We start from the raw sequence: 15,405 nt of genomic DNA, 5'->3' as shown, positions 1-15,405 counted from the left end.
TGTTCGAGCGCCTTAGATCGTGACCCAGGCTCGACAAGCAAGACCAGTTTTCCTGAAGGCGATCCTGAAGGCGTCAGTCGAGCCGCTGGGTGATGATGACGTTCAGCAACGCCAGGGCGCCCGACACCGTGGTCGCGGCGCACCAGGCGCCGTGCAGGCCCTCGACCTCGACCAGTTGGTTCTCGACCGCGTCGATCATGATCCCCTCGGCGACATCCGAGGAAGCCTCGCCAAGCAGCTGTTCTTCCTGCAGTTCGCTACACCAGGCCGTGACGGCGTCGACCGCCGAGTCCGCGTCGAACTGGCTGATATAGGTGCCGCCGTGGAAGTCGAGGACCAGGGTGTAGAGGTTCGTCACGGCGCTCTCGCTAGCTGCGGCTCAGGCCCAACTGGATGACATTGGTCCGCTCGGTGCGGAAGCCCGCCTCGCAATAGCTGAGATAGAACCGCCACAGCCGCCGGAAGCGCTCGTCGAAGCCGTCCTTGCGGATGTCGCTCCAGGCGCCTTCGAAGCGGCGCGCCCATTCGGCCAGGGTGTCGGCATAGTTCTGGCCGAAGCGCTTGAGGTCGCTCCACTCCAGGCCCGCGCGCTCGGTCTCCTCCTTCAGCCGCGCCTCGCTGGGCAGCATGCCGCCCGGGAAGATGTAGCGCTGGATGAAGTCCGTGCGTCCGCGATAGGTCGAGAACAGCTCGTCGCGGATGGTGATGATCTGCAGGCCCGCCCGCCCGCCGGGCTTCAGCACCTCACGGATCTTGCCGAAATAGGCCGGCCAGTACTCCTCGCCGACCGCCTCGAACATCTCGATCGAGGCCACGGCGTCGAACTGGCCCTGGACGTCGCGATAGTCGATCAGCTGGATGTCGGCCTTCTCGGCCAGGCCCTGCTCGAACAGGCGCTTGCGGGCGAAGTCGTACTGGGCCTGGGAGATGGTGATGCCGGTGACCTTGGCTCCGACCTCCTTGGCCGCGAACTCGGCGAAGCCGCCCCAGCCGCAGCCGATCTCCAGTACGTGCTTGCCGGGCGACAGATCGATGGTCCGGGCCAGGGCCGCGTACTTGGCGTTCTGGGCCTCGCGCAAGGGCTGGCCGGGGCGCTCGTACAGGGCTGACGAATAGGTCATCGTCGGGTCCAGCCAGCGCGAATAGAAGCCGTTGCCCAGGTCGTAATGGGCGTGGATGTTCTTGCGCGAACCCTCGCGGCTGTTGCGATGGATGAAGTGGTAGAGGGTGTTGACCACTCGCATCACCGGGTTGCCGGCGACCAGCGGGGTCAGCTTGTCGAAGTTCAGCGAGAAGGCCTCAAGCACCGCCGAGAGGTCGGACGTCTCCCACTCGCCGGCCATGAAGCCCTCGGCGAAGCCGATGTCGCCGGACGAGAAGGCGCGGCGGATGAAGTTGTAGTCGTTGATCCGGATCGTCGCGTCCGGCCCGGGCTGAGGGCCAACGACCTCCAGGCTCTTGCCGGCCGGCAAGATCCAAGTGATCGAGCCGTATTCCCAGTTGCCGGCCGCCAAGCGAAGGGCGGTGCGGAAGGCGGCTGGGGCGGCCTTCAGGTCAGGGTCGTTCCAGAGCGCGGTATCCAAGGCGGGGCCTCGCATCCTGTGACGCGTTTATTAACGCCGTTAACGATCGCCTCGTAAAGCCCCGGCTCAGCTATAGGCTGCGATAGGCCTGCATGGCTTTCTCGCGGGCGCTGGCGTGGTCGACGAGTGGTCGCGAATAGAGACGTTTGGCCGCCGCCGGCAGATGCAAGGCCCGCTCCCATGGCTTGTGGATAACTTCATCGGGAACACCGGCCAGTTCAGGGACCCAGCGGCGGACATAGACGCCTTTGGGGTCGAACTTTTCGCCCTGGGCGATGGGGTTGAAGATCCGGAAGTAGGGCGAGGCGTCGGCGCCGCTGCCGGCTACCCACTGCCAGTTGCCGACATTATTGGGCAGGTCGGCGTCGACCAGCGTGTCCCAGAACCAGGCCTCGCCCTCACGCCAGTCGATCAGCAGGTGCTTGATCAGGAACGAGGCGACGATCATGCGCACGCGGTTGTGCATGAAGCCGGTGACCCACAGCTCGCGCATGCCGGCGTCGACGATCGGGTAGCCGGTCTCGCCCTTGGTCCAGGCCTCGAAATAGGCATGGTTCGATTTCCAGGGGAAGGCGTCGAACTCGGGCCGGAAGCTCTTGGTTGGCAGCTCCGGCCAATGGAACAGGATCGAATGGTTGAACTCGCGCCAGCCGACCTCGGACAGGAACTTCTCGACTTCGCCGGCGGGGGCGTCGCCGTGCTCGGCGGCGTTGCGGGCGGCCAGCCAGACCTGGCGCGGGCCGATCTCGCCGAAGTGCAGGTGTGGGGCCAGGCCCGAGGTGGCCTCGACACCGGGGATGTCGCGCTTCTCGCCGTAGCCGTCGACAGGACCAGAGAGAAAGTCATCCAGGCGCTCCAGCGCGCCGGCCTCGCCGGGCGTCCAGAGGTCGAAGCCCTTGGACCAGTCGGGCTCGGTCGGATGCAGCCCCCAGCCGGTCAAGCTTTCGCTGTGCGGGAAATGTGCGGGCGATTTCAGGTGCTTGGGCGCGGGTTCTACCACGACGTGGGTCAGATGCTCACGCGCCGCCCGCCAATAGGGTGTAAAGACCTTGTAGGGCTGCTTGGAACCGTTCTGAACGGTCCAGGGCTCGTTCAGCAGGCCGGCGTTGAAGCTCTGGCAGTCGACGCCGGCGTCCTTCAGGCGCGCCTTGATCTCGGTGTCGCGATCGATGCTGGCCTTGTCGTAGAGCCGGTTCCACAGCACGCAGGTCGCGCCGCTGTGGGCCAGCACGTCATCCAGCACCTCGGCCGCCACGCCCTTGCGAAGCACCAGTTTATTGCCAAGCTTCTCAAGGCTTTCAGCCAGGTTCTTCAGCGACTTGTCCAGCCACCACAGCGAGGCCGCGCCCATGGGGCGCACGCCCTTGGTCTCATCGAGGATATAGAGCGCGATCACCGGCCGGCCGCTGTCCGCGGCATGGCGCAGGGCCGGATTGTCGGCTAAGCGCAGGTCGTTTCGGAACCAGACGACGATCGGTTCCTGGTTCTGATCTGTCCGCACTTGCCTCGTCCCGCCCGAAAGGTCACCTCTTGGGCGCCTGAAATCCCTGTCCGCCGGAAGAGTTGCCTTGAGTCAGCCGAAAGCCGTAGCCCCCAAACCCGTTTCGAGCGTCACCCGATGAGCCGTCGCATCGTTCTCGTCACCGGCGGCGCGGGCTTCATCGGTTCGAACATCGTCGCGCGCCTCTGCGAGGATCCGGCCCTGGACGTCGTGGTCTGCGATCGCCTGCGGGACGCGGCTTCCGGCAAGTGGCGCAACATCGCCAAGCACCCGATCGCCGATTTCGTCGCGCCCGAGCAGCTGTTCGACTGGCTGGCCAAGCGCGGCGCCGAGGTCGAGCTGATCGTCCACATGGGCGCGGTGTCCTCGACCACCGAACAGGACGCCGACAAGATCGTGCAGTCCAACTTCGTGCTGTCGCGCGACCTTTGGGACTGGTGCGCGCAGCACGGCAAGCGGCTGATCTACGCCTCCTCGGCGGCGACTTATGGCGACGGGACGCTGGGCTTCGAGGGCAAGGACGATCTCGACAGCCTACGGGCTCTGCGGCCGTTGAACGCCTACGGCTGGTCCAAGGCCTTGTTCGACATCTACGCCGTGCGCGAGGCCCATCGCGGCCACGCCCCGGCCCAGTGGGCGGGCCTGAAGTTCTTCAACGTCTACGGCCCCAACGAGGACCACAAGGGCGGCATGAAGTCGGTCGTGGCCCAGATCTGGCCTCGTATCGCCGCTGGCGAAGGCGTGAAGCTCTTCAAGTCGCACCATCCGGACTACGAAGACGGCGGCCAGCTGCGCGACTTCGTTTATGTCCGCGACGTGGTCGACGTGATCGCCTGGCTGAGCAAGAGTCCGGCCGTGAACGGCGTCTTCAACCTCGGCTCGGGCCATGCGCGCTCGTTCCGCGACCTGGCGGTGGCGACCTTCGAGGCCGTGAACCGCGCGCCGGACATCACCTATATCGACATGCCCGAGGTGCTGCGCGGCAAGTACCAGTACTACACCCAGGCCGACATGAGCCGCCTGCGGGCCGCCGGCTACAACGCGCCGATGACCGCGCTGGAGGACGGCGTGGCCGACTATGTGGCCGGGTATCTGAACACGGAAGACCCTTTCCGCTGACGTCAGGGCACGGTTGCGAGGCGGTGTCGTCGGCGTAGGCTAACCCCCGAGGTCGAGGCTTCGAACCTCGACGTCAGGGAGTTGGTCATGGCCGGCATCGCCGCCTGGGGCGCCTATGCGCCGCGTCTGCGTTTGAGTCGCAAGGCCGTGACCGAGGCCAATGCCTGGGTCGCGCCGAACCTGAAGGCCAAGGGCAAGGGCGAGCGGTCCATGGCCAACTGGGACGAGGACGCCCTGACCATGGCGGTCGAGGCGGCCCGCGACGCCCTGGGTCCCGACGACGACCGCAGCCACATCGACAGCCTCTACTTCGCCTCGACGACCGCGCCGTTCGCCGACCGGCTGAACGCCGGCATCGTCTCGGCGGCCCTGACGCTTGAGAAGTCGATCAGCGCCAGCGACGTTACCGGCTCGCAGCGCTGCGGCCTGACAGCGTTGGGCCAGGCGTTGGCGGCCGGCGGAACCTCGCTCGTAGCTGTTGGCGAGCACCGCAGGGCGCGCGCGGTCTCGGCCCAGGAGCTGGACTTCGGCGACGGCGCGGCGGCGTTCGTGGTCACCGACGGTCCCGGCGCGGCCGAGCTGCTGGGGCGCGGCAGCATCACCGACGACTTCGTCGACCACTTCCGCGGCGACGACGGCGGCTTCGACTACTACTGGGAAGAGCGCTGGATCCGCGACGAGGGCATCGTCAAGCTGGTGCCGCCGGCGATCCGCAAGGCGCTGGAGGTTTCGGGCCTAAGCGCCGAACAAGTCGATCATTTCTGCTTCCCGTCGACCTTCTCCGGCATGGCCGCGACCGTCGCCAAGGCCGTCGGGATCAAGCCCGAGGCCGTCCGTGACAACCTCACCGCCGTGATGGGCGAGGCCGGGTGCGCGCACGGGCCGATCATGCTGGCGCACGCGCTGGAAGACGCCAAGGCTGGCGAGGTCATCCTGGTCGCTCAGTTCGGCCAGGGCGCCGAGGCGCTGGTGTTCCGCGCCACCGGCCAGGGCCAGCGCCCCGCGCGCGGCGTCACGGGCTCGCTGGCCGATCGAGAAGTCGAGACGAACTACCTGAAATTCCTTACGTTCAATGGCCTCGTTGAATGGGACAAGGGCATGCGGGCCGAGAAGGACAACAAGACGGCCCTGACCACCCTCTACCGCAACGCGGACATGATCCTGGGCCTGGTCGGCGGCCGCTGCCGCGAGACCGGGGTCGTGCAGTTCCCGCGCACCCGCATCTCGGTCGCGCCGAACAACCCGGCCGTCGACACCCAGGAGCCATATCGCTTCGCCGAGCGCCGCGCGAGTGTTTTGAGCTATTCGGCTGATTACCTTACCTTTTCCATGGCGCCGCCGAACCACTACGGGATGATCGTCTTCGAGGGTGGCGGGAGGATCATGATGGACATCACCGACGTCGCGCCGGGCGATGTCGAGACCGGCCTGCCGGTGCGGATGGTGTTCCGCATCAAGGAGGTCGACGAGAAGCGCGGCTTCGTCCGCTACTTCTGGAAGGCGACGCCGGACCGCACCGCCATCCCCGCCCAAACCGCTCAAGCCGCCGAATAGGGAGACCGATCATGCCGCAGGGTATCCGGGACAAGGTCGCCATCCTCGGGATGGGCTGCAGCAAGTTCGGCGAGCGCTGGGACGCTGGTCCCGACGACCTGATGGTCGAGGCCTATCTGGAGGCCATGCAGGACGCCGGCATCGACCAGACCCAGCTGGACGCGGCCTGGTTCTCAACCCACATCGACGAGATCGGCTCGGGCAAGGGCGGCACGCCGCTGTCGATCGCCCTGCGCCTGCCCAATATCGCCGTCACTCGGGTCGAGAACTTCTGCGCCTCGGGCTCGGAGGCCTTCCGGGGCGCGGTCTACGCCGTGGCGGCCGGCGCGGCGGATATCGCCCTGGCCGTGGGCGTCGAGAAGCTGAAGGACACCGGCTATGGCGGTCTGCCGGTCGCCAATCCCGGCACGCTCAGCCCGCAGGTGATGCCGAACGGCTCGGCCCCCGGCAACTTCGCCCAGTTGGCCAGCGCCTACCGCGCCAAGCACGGCGTCTCCAAGGACGACCTCAAGCGCGCCATCGCCCATGTCTCGGTCAAGAGCCACGCCAACGGCGCCAAAAACCCCAAGGCCCATCTACGCAAGCCGATCACCGCTGAACAGGCCCTGGCCGCGCCGATGATCGCCGAGCCGCTCGGCCTGTTCGACTGCTGCGGCGTCTCGGACGGCGCGGCCGCGGCGATCGTCACCACGCCCGAGATTGCTCGCAGCCTGGGCAAGCACGACCTCGTCACGGTCAAGGCCCTGCAGCTGTCGGTCTCGAACGGCTACGAGAGCCAGTACAACGGCTGGGACGGCAGCCACTTCCACACCGCCCGCATCGCCGCCGGCAAGGCCTATCGCGAAGCCGGCATCGAGCGCCCGCGCGAGCAGATCTCGATGATGGAGGTGCACGACTGCTTCTCGATCACCGAGCTGGTGACGATGGAGGACCTGTTCATCTCGCCCGAGGGTCGGGGCTGGCGCGACGTGCTGGACGGCTTCTACGACGCCGACGGCGGCGTGCCATGTCAGATCGACGGCGGCCTCAAGTGCTTCGGCCACCCGATCGGGGCCTCGGGCCTGCGGATGCTGTACGAGATGTACCTGCAGCTGCAGGGCCGCGCGGGCGAGCGGCAGCTCTCCAATCCCGTCTTCGGCATGACCCACAATCTAGGCGGCGCGCCGGCCAGCAATGTCTGTTCGGTGGCGATCATCGGCCAGGAAGGCGCGTAACGGAAAAGAGGCTTAAAGCCGCCTTGGCCTTGGTGTAACCCAAGGGCCATGGACGGTTCGTTCAAAGGCTTCAAGCGCTGGGTTTTCGGGGGGCTGGCGCTGTTCGTAGCGCTGTTCCTCGCGGCGGCCTTCGTCTTCCGTTACGACATCCTCAGCAACGCTCTGGACCCCAAGGTCCCGTTCCTGACCTATCACCCGCCGCCGGCTCCGGATTACGGCAAGCGGACCTCATGGGCGCTGTTGCCGGGCGCGGCCCGGGCCAACCAGCCGGTCGACGTGTTCTTCGTCCACCCGACCACCTTCGATGGCGGCCGCGACTGGAACGGCGGCATCGAGCAGCCCAAGGCCCAGCGGTTCCTGTCGCGGGTGGTGATCCCTAACTATGCCGGGCCGTTCGACCGCGTCGGCCGGGTGTTCGCGCCGCGCTACCGCCAGGCCAGCCTCTACACCTACCTGACCCTGCGCGACGACGCCCGTGACGCGCGGCGCTTCGCCTATGGCGACGTCCGCCAGGCCTTCAAGACCTACCTGTCGCGCTACGGCGAGGCGCGGCCGTTCATCGTCGTCGGGGTCGAGCAGGGCGGCTCCCTGGCCGCGCGGCTGGTACGCGAGGAGATCGCCACCGATCCCGACCTCAAGCGCCGCTTGGTCGCCGCCTATCTGATCGAGACCGTGGCTCCGGCCGACGAGTACGGGCCCAAGGCCTCGATCCCGGCCTGCGAGCGCAAGGGTGAGACCGGTTGCGTCGCGGCCTGGGCCTCGGCTCAGGAGGGGGACTTCCAGGCTGTCCAGGAACTGCTGGGCCGTTCGCTGGTTTGGGACGGAACCGATCAACTGGTCAATCTCGAGCACCGCGCGCCCCTGTGCTTCAACCCGCTGCTGGGCGGAGTGAGCGCCGAGCGGGCGCCGGCCAAGCTGAACCTGGGCGCCGCCAACGCCACGGGGCTGGAATGGGGCGCTCGGCCGGCCTTCCTGCAACGGCAGGTCTCGGCCCATTGCGAGAACGGCCTGCTGCGCACCAGCAAGCCCAAGTCCAACGCCCTGCGCGACAGCGGCTCGTGGGCCGACCGCCGCAAGGTCGACGCCTACAACCTGTTCTATGCCGACCTGGAGGCTGACGCCCTGGCGCGTTCGGCGACCATGATCGGCCGGCCGCTAGTCATCCCGCAAAGCCGCTAACCCACCGTAGCTCGGCTGGTCGATAGCGATCTGGCCTACGGCCGTGGCGCGCAGATGCGCCAGCAGCGCCGGATCGCGCGGATCGATCGCGCCTTCGCGCAAGGCTTCGCAGAGCTTGGCGTTGAGCGTGGCGAAGTCGCCTGTCTCTCCCATCAGCTTCGAGAGCCGTTCGATCGCCTCGGCCTCCAGCCGCGCGCCGTGCTCGGCCTCGCGGGCCAAAGTGGCGCGGGCGTTGTCGGCGACGCGGGTCAGGAAGGCTTGGCGAGCATCGCCCGGGATCACGGGCTCGGCCTCGAAAGCCGTGACGCCATCGGCCAGTTCCGCGGCGGTCGGATGGCTGATCATGCGCCCTCCATCAGCTTGACGAGGTCGATCTCGGTCTCGCTGGTCCGCCGGCCGATCATGGCCCGCTCGATCGAGCGGTCCTGGCCGGTGGCGAAGCTGGAATACATCATCAGGCACATGACGCCCCATTTCAGCGAGCCCAGGGCCTGCCAGAACTTCACGCGCTCCAGTGAGATCCCGCCGCCATAGCCGGCCAGCAGGTCGGCATAGTCGCCAAAGCCGCCGACGGGCCTGCGCCATTCGCCGAAGCGCCAGGAGTTGACGCAGATCCAGCCCAGGTCCTCGGCCGGGTCGCCCAGATGGGCCAGCTCCCAATCCAGCACCCCGACCAGGCCGTCCGTCGGGTGGATCATCAGATTGCCATTGCGGAAGTCGCCATGCACCAGCACCGGCCGCTCGGGTGGCGACGGGGCGATCTCCTCCAGCCAGCGGAACGCCGCCTCCAGGATCGGCCGTTGGGCGCCCAGCTGGCGGTAGATGTCCTCGTAGCGCGCCAGCTCACCGCGCGCGTCGGAAGTCGCCAGTTCCGGGAGGCCTTCGGTCGAAACGGTGTGGATGCGAGCCAGCACCTCGCCGCACCGCCACGCCAGGCCGGGCCGCACGCCCGCGAAGGCCTCGTCGCGAACGATCCGCCGGCCCAGGGTCTCGCCCTCCAGCCGGCGCATGACATAGGCCTCGCCGAGGCCGTCGGCCGGTTCGCAGACATGGACCACGCTGGGCGCCGGCGCACCGGCCTGGTCGGCCGCGCGGATCAGGGCCGCTTCGGACGCCAGGGGCAGGGCCGTCTCGCGCATTGCCGCCCCGTCAGGCCGTCTGCGCAGGATCAGCGGCGTCCCGTCGTCCAGATCAAAGGCCCAGGTCTCCAGGCTGGCCCCGCCCGACAGGCGGCGGACGTTCACGGCCTGGGTCGCGGTCGGCGACAGGCGCGGGGCGAGGCGATCGAGAGCGGCAGCGACGTCCATGGAACGAGCTTCCAGCTTTCACCTTACGTCACGCAAGAGGCCCGCATCTTTACGGCGAGCCCGGCGCGCCTTAGGCGTGGAGCTTCAACCAACGCCAGGACTTCCCATGCCCTCCGGTCTCGCCGCGCTGCTCGATGACGTCGCGGCCATCACCAAGCTCGCCGCCGCCTCGCTGGACGACGTGGGCGCGGCCGCCGGCAAGGCCGGAACCAAGGCCGTGGGCGTGGTGGTCGACGACGCGGCGGTGACGCCGGGCTACGCCATGGGCTTCACGCCCGACCGCGAGCTGCCGATCGTCTGGAAGATCGCCATGGGCAGCCTGCGCAACAAGCTGCTGTTCCTGCTGCCGGGCGCCTTGTTGCTGTCGGCCTTCGCGCCGTGGGCGGTGACGCCGATCCTGATGGTCGGCGGCGCCTATCTGGCCTTCGAGGCCACCGAGAAGATCCTGGAGGCCTTCACCCCGCAGGCCGAAGGCGAGGCGATCGAGGACCTGGCGCTCAGCGGTCCCGAACTGGAGAAGCAGAAGGTCGACGGCGCGATCCGCACCGACCTGATCCTGTCCGGCGAGATCATGGCCATCGCTCTGGCCGAGGTCGCCCACCTGGGCTTGCCGATGCAGGCGGCGGCGCTGGCCATCGTCGGTATCCTGCTGACCGTGGTGGTCTACGGCGCGGTGGCGCTGATCGTGAAGATGGACGACATGGGCCTGCACCTGTCGCGCCGCGAAGCCAAGAGCGTGCGGAGCTTCGGCCGCGGTCTGGTCAAGGCCATGCCGGTGACCATGGAAGCCCTGACCGTCATCGGCACCGCGGCCATGCTGTGGGTCGGCGGCGGCATCATCGTCCATGGCCTGGAGCACTTCCACCTGACGCCGATCCCGACCTGGGTCGAAGGCTTCAAGCACTGGGCCGAGCAGGCGCCGGGCGTCGGCGCCCTGACCGGCTGGTTCGCCTTCGCTCTGGGCTCGGCCGTGGTCGGCTTGGTGATCGGCGGCGTCCTGGCCGGCGTCATGCACCTCTGGCATCACCGCAAGGGCGCGGCGGCGCACTAGCCCGCTTCGTTCAGCGGCGAGGCCGGTTTCCAGTCGAACAATTCCTGCATCGTCCGTAGCGCCTGGCCGCGCGGCGAGGTCAGCTGCGGATCACGGGCCAGGATCAGCCGGGCATCATCGGCCGCCACCGCGATCAGGTCGCGGTGCGCCACCGGATCAGCCAGGCGGTAGGCCGGAAAGCCGCTCTGCTTGAGGCCCAGCGGGTCGCCGCCGCCGCGCAGCTCCAGGTCCTTCTCGGCGATCTCGAAGCCGTCGTCGCTGCGGCGCAGGATGTCGAGGCGTTGCTGGGCCACTTCCGACAGCGGCGGATCGTAGAGCAGCACGCAGGAGCTCTCGCGCGTGCCCCGGCCGACGCGGCCGCGCAGCTGGTGCAATTGAGCCAGACCGAAGCGGTCGGCGTGCTCGATGACCATGATGCTGGCGTTGGGGACATTGACCCCGACCTCGACCACCGTGGTGGCGACCAGCACGCTGACCTCGCCGTCGACGAAGCGCTGCATGACCGCGTCCTTTTCGGCGGGCGGCATCTGGCCGTGGACCAGGCCGACGCCGGGCAGGTGGCGGGCCAAGTCGGCGGCGCGGTCCTCGGCGGCGCGCAGGTCGACCTTGTCGGACTCCGAGACGAGCGGGCAGATCCAGAAGGCCTGGGCGCCGCTGGTGATGGCGCTGCGCAGGCGCTCGACGATCTCGGGCACGCGCGGGGTCGGCGCGGCGCGGGTGGCGACGGGCGTGCGACCCGGCGGCTTCTCGTCGATGCGCGAGACGTCGAGGTCGCCGAAGACGGTCAGCTCCAGCGTACGCGGGATTGGGGTGGCCGACATGGCCAGCAGGTGGACGCCTTCGCCCTTGTCCTGGAGGCGGCGACGCTCGTTGACGCCGAAGCGGTGCTGTTCGTCAATGATCGTCAGCGCGAGGGCGTTGAAGACGACGTCGTCCTGGAACAGGGCGTGGGTGCCGACGGCGACGTGATGGGTTCCATCGGCCAGGCCAAGAAGCTTGGCAGAGCGCCCGGCGCCCTTGTCGCGGCCGGTCAGCAGGACCACAGATAGGCCCAATGCCTGTAGCGGCGCGGCGATGGTCTCGAAGTGCTGGCGGGCCAGGATCTCGGTCGGGGCCATCAGGGCCGATTGGAGGCCGGCGCTGGCGGCATCGGCCATGGCCAGCATGGCCACCACGGTCTTGCCCGAGCCGACATCGCCTTGCAGCAGGCGGCTCATCCGCTCGCCCGAGGCAAGGTCGCCGCGAATTTCCGAGAGGCTGCGGATCTGGGCGCCGGTCAACTTGAAGGGCAGGGCCTTCTCGGCGGCATCGGACAGCGGGCCGGACGGGATGCGCGGACCGGGCGTGGCGCGCCGCGAAGCCTTGCGCTGGGCCAGGGCCAGTTGATGGGCCAAGAGTTCGTCATAGGCTAGGCGCCGGCGCGGGCGGGCCAGGGGCGAGAGGTCGGCCTCGCTGGCCGGCGCGTGCATGGCCGTCAGAGCTTCGCGCCAGCCCGGCAGCTTCTCGCGCTCACGCCAGGCGGGGTCCTGCCATTCCGGCAGCTCAGGCGCGCGATCCAGGGCCTCGAGGGCGAACTTGCGGAAGGTGCGCGAGGGCAGGCCGTGAGTCGCCGGATAGACGGTCTCGATCTCGGGGATGTCGCCGGCCCGTTCGGCGTCGACGATGTAGTCCGGATGGGCGATCTGCAGTTCGGAGGCGTAGCCGTCCGGTCGCTCGACCTTGCCGCTGACGGCGCGCTGGACGCCCTTGGGGTGCTGGCGTTCCAGGTGCGGGCTGTGGCCCTTGAACCAGATCAGGGTCAGAGGGCCGGTTTCATCGTGGACGCGGATCTTCCACGGCTGGCTGGGGCGCTGCGAGGGAAGGTGGGCGTCGATGGTGACGACGAAGGTCTGGACCTGGCCTTCGACGGCCTGGTCGACCGTGGTCACCGACCGGCGGATCAGGCCCGCCGGCGCGGTGAACAGCACGTCACGCACGATCGCGCCGGCCAGTTTCTCGACCAGCGGCGCGACGCGCGGGCCCACGCCCTTGAGCGTGGACACCGAACTGAACAGGGGAAAGAGAATCTCCGGGCGCATCTGGCGGGAGCTTAGCCGCCTCCGCGCCCGGTCGCAGCATTGAGCCTGCCTTTGACGACAGGTCGTCAAAGAAAAGCAGGCTCAACTTGTTTGAAGAGAGGCCTTCTCATCCACTCACGTCGTGAGTGGGAAGGCCTCTAGTCAGCCTGATTCATGATCGGGGTGAGCGCCACCACGATGTCGGCGTACTCGTCGGCGCGCGAGGCGCCCGAGACGTTCAGGCGCGTGTAGAGCCAGGTCGCGCCGTGACGCGAATAGGCTTCCGACCAGCGGGCCTTGGCGTCGATCAGGTTGTTGGCCTCACCGGCGAAAACCACAGCGCCCTTGGCGTCGACATAGACATAGTTGCCGGCGATCGTGGTCGCCGGGTCGCCGTTTTCGGCCAGCTTGTAGCGATAGACGGCGCCCGAGGCGCCCTTGAGTTCGATGTAAGGCTTCACGCTGTCCTCGCCAAAAAAGCCACCCGGCGTAGGGCTTTGGATTCAATCGTTAATCGCGCGCCTGAGCAGCGAGGCCGCCTACGCAATTCGCCTGACGCGCTAGCAGGACGTGAAGCGTCCCGTGGGCCAAATTATGGCTGGAGGACGCCTGACCTGGCCAAGAACCGACGGGTCCTTTCCTCTCGCGGCGAAGCGAGAAGCTGACCGGAAGGTCCTTGCTCCACGATGACGCCGCCGTCCATGAAAATCGTCCGGTCGGCGACGTCTCGCGCGAAGTCCATCTGGTGGGTGACGATGACCATGGTGCGTTTTTCGGCGGCCAGGTCGCGGATCACGGCCAGCACTTCGCCGACCAGTTCGGGGTCGAGGGCTGAGGTCGGCTCGTCGAACAGAATCACTTCCGGGTCCATCGCTAGGGCTCGGGCGATGGCGCAACGCTGCTGCTGGCCGCCGGACAGGGCGGCGGGATAGGCGTCGGCGCGGCCGGAGAGGCCGACCTTCTCCAGCAGGGCCAAGCCGCGTGCTTGAGCCTTGGCGGGGTCTTCCTTGCGGACGACCACCGGCCCCTCGATCACGTTCTCCAGCGCCGTCTTGTGTGGAAACAGGTTGAAGCTCTGGAAGACGAAGCCGACTCGGCCATTCAAGGCCTTGGCCAGCGGGACCTTTCCACCGGCCGTGACGCCCGCGATCTTCAGGTCGCCGGCGTTCAGTAGTTCCAGGCCCGCCAGGCAGCGCAGCAGGGTGCTCTTGCCCGAGCCGCTGGGGCCGATGATGGCCACGACCTCGCCCGGCGAGACGGTCAGGTCTACGCCCGCCAGGACGGGGGTGTCGCCGAAGCTCTTCTTTAGGCCCTTGGCGTCGATCGCGCTCATCGGCGGCCCTCCGAGGCGCGGCGCTCCAGCCGGCTCTGCACGGCGGCGAGCACGGTGGACAGAATCCAGTAGATGGCCGCGGCGGCCAGGTACATGGTGAAGATCTCGTAGGTGCGAGCGGTGATCAGCTGGGCCTGGCGGAACAGCTCGGGCACCTGGATGGTGGCGGCCAGGGAGGTGTCCTTGACCAGGCCGATGAAGCTGTTGGACAGCGGCGCCACGGCGGTGCGGGCGGCCTGGGGCAGGATCACCCGGCGCAGGGTCTGACCCCGGCTCATGCCCAGCACGCTGGCGGCTTCCCACTGGCCCTTGTCGACGGCGTCGATGGCGCTGCGCAGGATCTCGCAGGAATAGGCCGCGACGTTCAGCGAGAAGCCGATGCCGGCGGCCAGCAGCGCCGGCATCTCGATGCCGAACTGTGGCAGGCCGTAGTAGATCAGAAACAGCTGCACCAGCATCGGCGTGCCGCGGAAGGCCGAGACATAGACCGCCGCCGGCCAGCGCAGCAGTGGCGAGCGCGACAGGCGCATCAGAGCCAGGCCAAAGCCCAGCACGACGCCGATCCCCATGCCGATGACGCTGAGCAGGACGGTGTAGCCGGCGCCCTTCAGCAGCAGGGGCGCGGACTGGCGCAGCAGATCCAGACCGGTGTCCATGGCCCTAGTGCGTCACGTCCATGGCGAACCACTGCTGCGAGATCGCCGTCAGCTTGCCGTTGGCGCGCAGGGCGTCGATGGCCTGGTCGATGACGACCTTCAGGCCCGGATCCTTCTTCATCGCCACGCCCGAGCCCTGGGCCGCGAACGGCATGCCCGAGGCGACGAACTCCGGCGAGCTCTTGACGAAGTCGGCGGCGACCAGGCGGTCGTTCAGCACCGCGTCGATGCGGCCGGCGCGCAGGTCCTGATACTTGGTGGGGTCGTCGTCATAGGTGCGTATGTCGGCCTTGGGCACATTGGCCCGCGCCCATTGCTCGTAGTTGGTGCCGAGACCGACGCCGACCTTCTTGCCCGACAGGTCCTCGGGCTTTTCCAGGCCCGGGGTGGCCTTGAGCTTGATGATCTGGATGCCCGAGACGGTGTAGGGCTCGGAGAAGTCGTACTTGGCCTGGCGCTCGGGCGTGATGGTGATCTGGTTGATCACCACGTCGACGCGGCCCGATTCCAGCGCGCCCAGCAGGCCCGCGAACGGGGCGGGGCTGAACTGCGGCTTCAGGCCAAGCTGCGCGGCCAGGGCCTTGGCGAAATCGACCTCGAAGCCGGCCAGCTGGCCGTCCTTGTCCTGGAAATTGAAGGGCGGATAGGTGCCCTCCAGGCCCACGCGCAGGGTCCCGGAAGCCTTGATCCTGTCCCAGGCGCTGGCGCCGGCTTCCGGCTTCTTGCCGCAGGCGGCGAGCAGGGCGGCAAGGCCGAGACCGGAAAGAACGGCGCGGCGGGCAGGGAATCGCATCGGACGAACCTTTGGGCGAAACAATCTGTCGCAGTTCTATACGGGCGAGCGCGCTTCG

15 protein-coding genes are annotated in these 15,405 nt (G+C 68.0%); 5 read left to right on the top strand and 10 right to left on the bottom strand.

The window, feature by feature from the left end; genetic code table 11:
- Positions 1–73 precede the first annotated feature (73 nt).
- From AC07NI_RS06875 to AC07NI_RS06865, 3 genes are read right to left on the bottom strand one after another with little or no spacing between them, the layout of a single operon-like run.
- Entirely contained in the window at positions 74–358 is a 285-nt protein-coding gene (locus tag AC07NI_RS06875; protein WP_494617096.1) for a hypothetical protein, read from the bottom strand.
- A 10-nt stretch (positions 359–368) separates the two neighbouring features.
- The gene (locus AC07NI_RS06870; RefSeq protein WP_494617094.1) at positions 369–1,598 is read right to left on the bottom strand and encodes a class I SAM-dependent methyltransferase; all 1,230 of its coding nucleotides are present in this window, start codon (positions 1,596–1,598) and stop codon (positions 369–371) included.
- A gap of 55 nt (positions 1,599–1,653) precedes the next feature.
- Complete coding sequence (locus AC07NI_RS06865; RefSeq protein WP_494617092.1) at positions 1,654–3,084, bottom strand: cryptochrome/photolyase family protein; 1,431 nt, start codon at positions 3,082–3,084, stop codon at positions 1,654–1,656.
- A 117-nt stretch (positions 3,085–3,201) separates the two neighbouring features.
- Between AC07NI_RS06865 and rfaD the strand changes: the two genes are divergently transcribed.
- The 4 genes from rfaD to AC07NI_RS06845 all read left to right on the top strand — a co-directional run bounded on the left by rfaD (position 3,202) and on the right by AC07NI_RS06845 (position 8,150).
- Positions 3,202–4,203, top strand: a complete 1,002-nt coding sequence (gene rfaD, locus AC07NI_RS06860) for an ADP-glyceromanno-heptose 6-epimerase (RefSeq protein ID WP_494617089.1) — start codon at positions 3,202–3,204, stop codon at positions 4,201–4,203.
- Positions 4,204–4,290: 87 nt separating this feature from the next.
- Positions 4,291–5,757, top strand: coding sequence for an OB-fold domain-containing protein (locus tag AC07NI_RS06855; RefSeq protein WP_494617087.1), 1,467 nt, complete (start codon positions 4,291–4,293; stop codon positions 5,755–5,757).
- An 11-nt stretch (positions 5,758–5,768) separates the two neighbouring features.
- Entirely contained in the window at positions 5,769–6,971 is a 1,203-nt protein-coding gene (locus tag AC07NI_RS06850; RefSeq protein ID WP_494617081.1) for an acetyl-CoA acetyltransferase, read from the top strand.
- Positions 6,972–7,019: 48 nt separating this feature from the next.
- The gene (locus AC07NI_RS06845; protein WP_494617079.1) at positions 7,020–8,150 is read left to right on the top strand and encodes a DUF3089 domain-containing protein; all 1,131 of its coding nucleotides are present in this window, start codon (positions 7,020–7,022) and stop codon (positions 8,148–8,150) included.
- On the opposite strand, the gene AC07NI_RS06840 is transcribed toward AC07NI_RS06845, so the two are convergent.
- Both AC07NI_RS06840 and AC07NI_RS06835 read right to left on the bottom strand, forming a co-directional pair.
- Positions 8,127–8,495 (bottom strand): DUF6285 domain-containing protein, encoded by a 369-nt coding sequence (locus AC07NI_RS06840; protein WP_494617076.1) that lies wholly within the window; start codon positions 8,493–8,495, stop codon positions 8,127–8,129. The two genes, AC07NI_RS06845 and AC07NI_RS06840, sit on opposite strands and share 24 nt — an antisense overlap.
- Positions 8,492–9,457 (bottom strand): phosphotransferase family protein, encoded by a 966-nt coding sequence (locus AC07NI_RS06835; protein WP_494617074.1) that lies wholly within the window; start codon positions 9,455–9,457, stop codon positions 8,492–8,494. Before AC07NI_RS06835 ends, AC07NI_RS06840 begins: the two co-directional genes overlap by 4 nt.
- 106 nt (positions 9,458–9,563) lie before the next feature.
- Here AC07NI_RS06835 and AC07NI_RS06830 point away from each other — a divergent pair, with 106 nt between their 5' ends.
- Positions 9,564–10,508 carry a DUF808 domain-containing protein gene (locus AC07NI_RS06830; RefSeq protein WP_494617071.1) on the top strand — a complete coding sequence of 315 codons (945 nt, stop codon included), beginning with the start codon at positions 9,564–9,566 and terminating at the stop codon, positions 10,506–10,508.
- On the opposite strand, the gene recG is transcribed toward AC07NI_RS06830, so the two are convergent.
- From recG to tcyJ, 5 genes are all read right to left on the bottom strand, one after another.
- Positions 10,505–12,586 carry an ATP-dependent DNA helicase RecG gene (recG, locus tag AC07NI_RS06825; protein WP_494617068.1) on the bottom strand — a complete coding sequence of 694 codons (2,082 nt, stop codon included), beginning with the start codon at positions 12,584–12,586 and terminating at the stop codon, positions 10,505–10,507. The two genes, AC07NI_RS06830 and recG, sit on opposite strands and share 4 nt — an antisense overlap.
- A 137-nt stretch (positions 12,587–12,723) precedes the next feature.
- Entirely contained in the window at positions 12,724–13,026 is a 303-nt protein-coding gene (locus tag AC07NI_RS06820) for a hypothetical protein (RefSeq protein ID WP_494617066.1), read from the bottom strand.
- A gap of 131 nt (positions 13,027–13,157) precedes the next feature.
- Positions 13,158–13,898: an amino acid ABC transporter ATP-binding protein gene (locus AC07NI_RS06815; RefSeq protein WP_494617064.1), complete on the bottom strand. Its 741-nt coding sequence runs from the start codon at positions 13,896–13,898 to the stop codon at positions 13,158–13,160.
- Positions 13,895–14,554 (bottom strand): cystine ABC transporter permease, encoded by a 660-nt coding sequence (gene tcyL, locus AC07NI_RS06810; RefSeq protein ID WP_494617062.1) that lies wholly within the window; start codon positions 14,552–14,554, stop codon positions 13,895–13,897. Before tcyL ends, AC07NI_RS06815 begins: the two co-directional genes overlap by 4 nt.
- A 4-nt stretch (positions 14,555–14,558) precedes the next feature.
- On the bottom strand, positions 14,559–15,347 hold the full coding sequence (tcyJ, locus tag AC07NI_RS06805) for a cystine ABC transporter substrate-binding protein (protein ID WP_494617060.1): 789 nt from the start codon (positions 15,345–15,347) through the stop codon (positions 14,559–14,561).
- Between the last annotated feature and the right edge of the window lie 58 nt (positions 15,348–15,405).

It is taken from the genome of Caulobacter sp. GW821-FHT10E02, assembly GCF_059415225.1.
Note: the sequence above shows the minus strand (reverse complement) of the source record. Positions and strands in the feature narration are given on the sequence as shown.

Coding starts and splice junctions, on each gene's coding strand:
- AC07NI_RS06830 (WP_494617071.1), top strand. CDS start 9,564: ATGCCCTCCGGTCTCGCCGCGCTGCTCGATGACGTCGCGGCCATCACC.
- AC07NI_RS06870 (WP_494617094.1), bottom strand. CDS start 1,598: ATGCGAGGCCCCGCCTTGGATACCGCGCTCTGGAACGACCCTGACCTG.
- AC07NI_RS06845 (WP_494617079.1), top strand. CDS start 7,020: ATGGACGGTTCGTTCAAAGGCTTCAAGCGCTGGGTTTTCGGGGGGCTG.
- AC07NI_RS06840 (WP_494617076.1), bottom strand. CDS start 8,495: ATGATCAGCCATCCGACCGCCGCGGAACTGGCCGATGGCGTCACGGCT.
- recG (WP_494617068.1), bottom strand. CDS start 12,586: ATGCGCCCGGAGATTCTCTTTCCCCTGTTCAGTTCGGTGTCCACGCTC.
- AC07NI_RS06835 (WP_494617074.1), bottom strand. CDS start 9,457: ATGGACGTCGCTGCCGCTCTCGATCGCCTCGCCCCGCGCCTGTCGCCG.
- AC07NI_RS06850 (WP_494617081.1), top strand. CDS start 5,769: ATGCCGCAGGGTATCCGGGACAAGGTCGCCATCCTCGGGATGGGCTGC.
- rfaD (WP_494617089.1), top strand. CDS start 3,202: ATGAGCCGTCGCATCGTTCTCGTCACCGGCGGCGCGGGCTTCATCGGT.
- AC07NI_RS06855 (WP_494617087.1), top strand. CDS start 4,291: ATGGCCGGCATCGCCGCCTGGGGCGCCTATGCGCCGCGTCTGCGTTTG.
- tcyL (WP_494617062.1), bottom strand. CDS start 14,554: ATGGACACCGGTCTGGATCTGCTGCGCCAGTCCGCGCCCCTGCTGCTG.
- tcyJ (WP_494617060.1), bottom strand. CDS start 15,347: ATGCGATTCCCTGCCCGCCGCGCCGTTCTTTCCGGTCTCGGCCTTGCC.
- AC07NI_RS06815 (WP_494617064.1), bottom strand. CDS start 13,898: ATGAGCGCGATCGACGCCAAGGGCCTAAAGAAGAGCTTCGGCGACACC.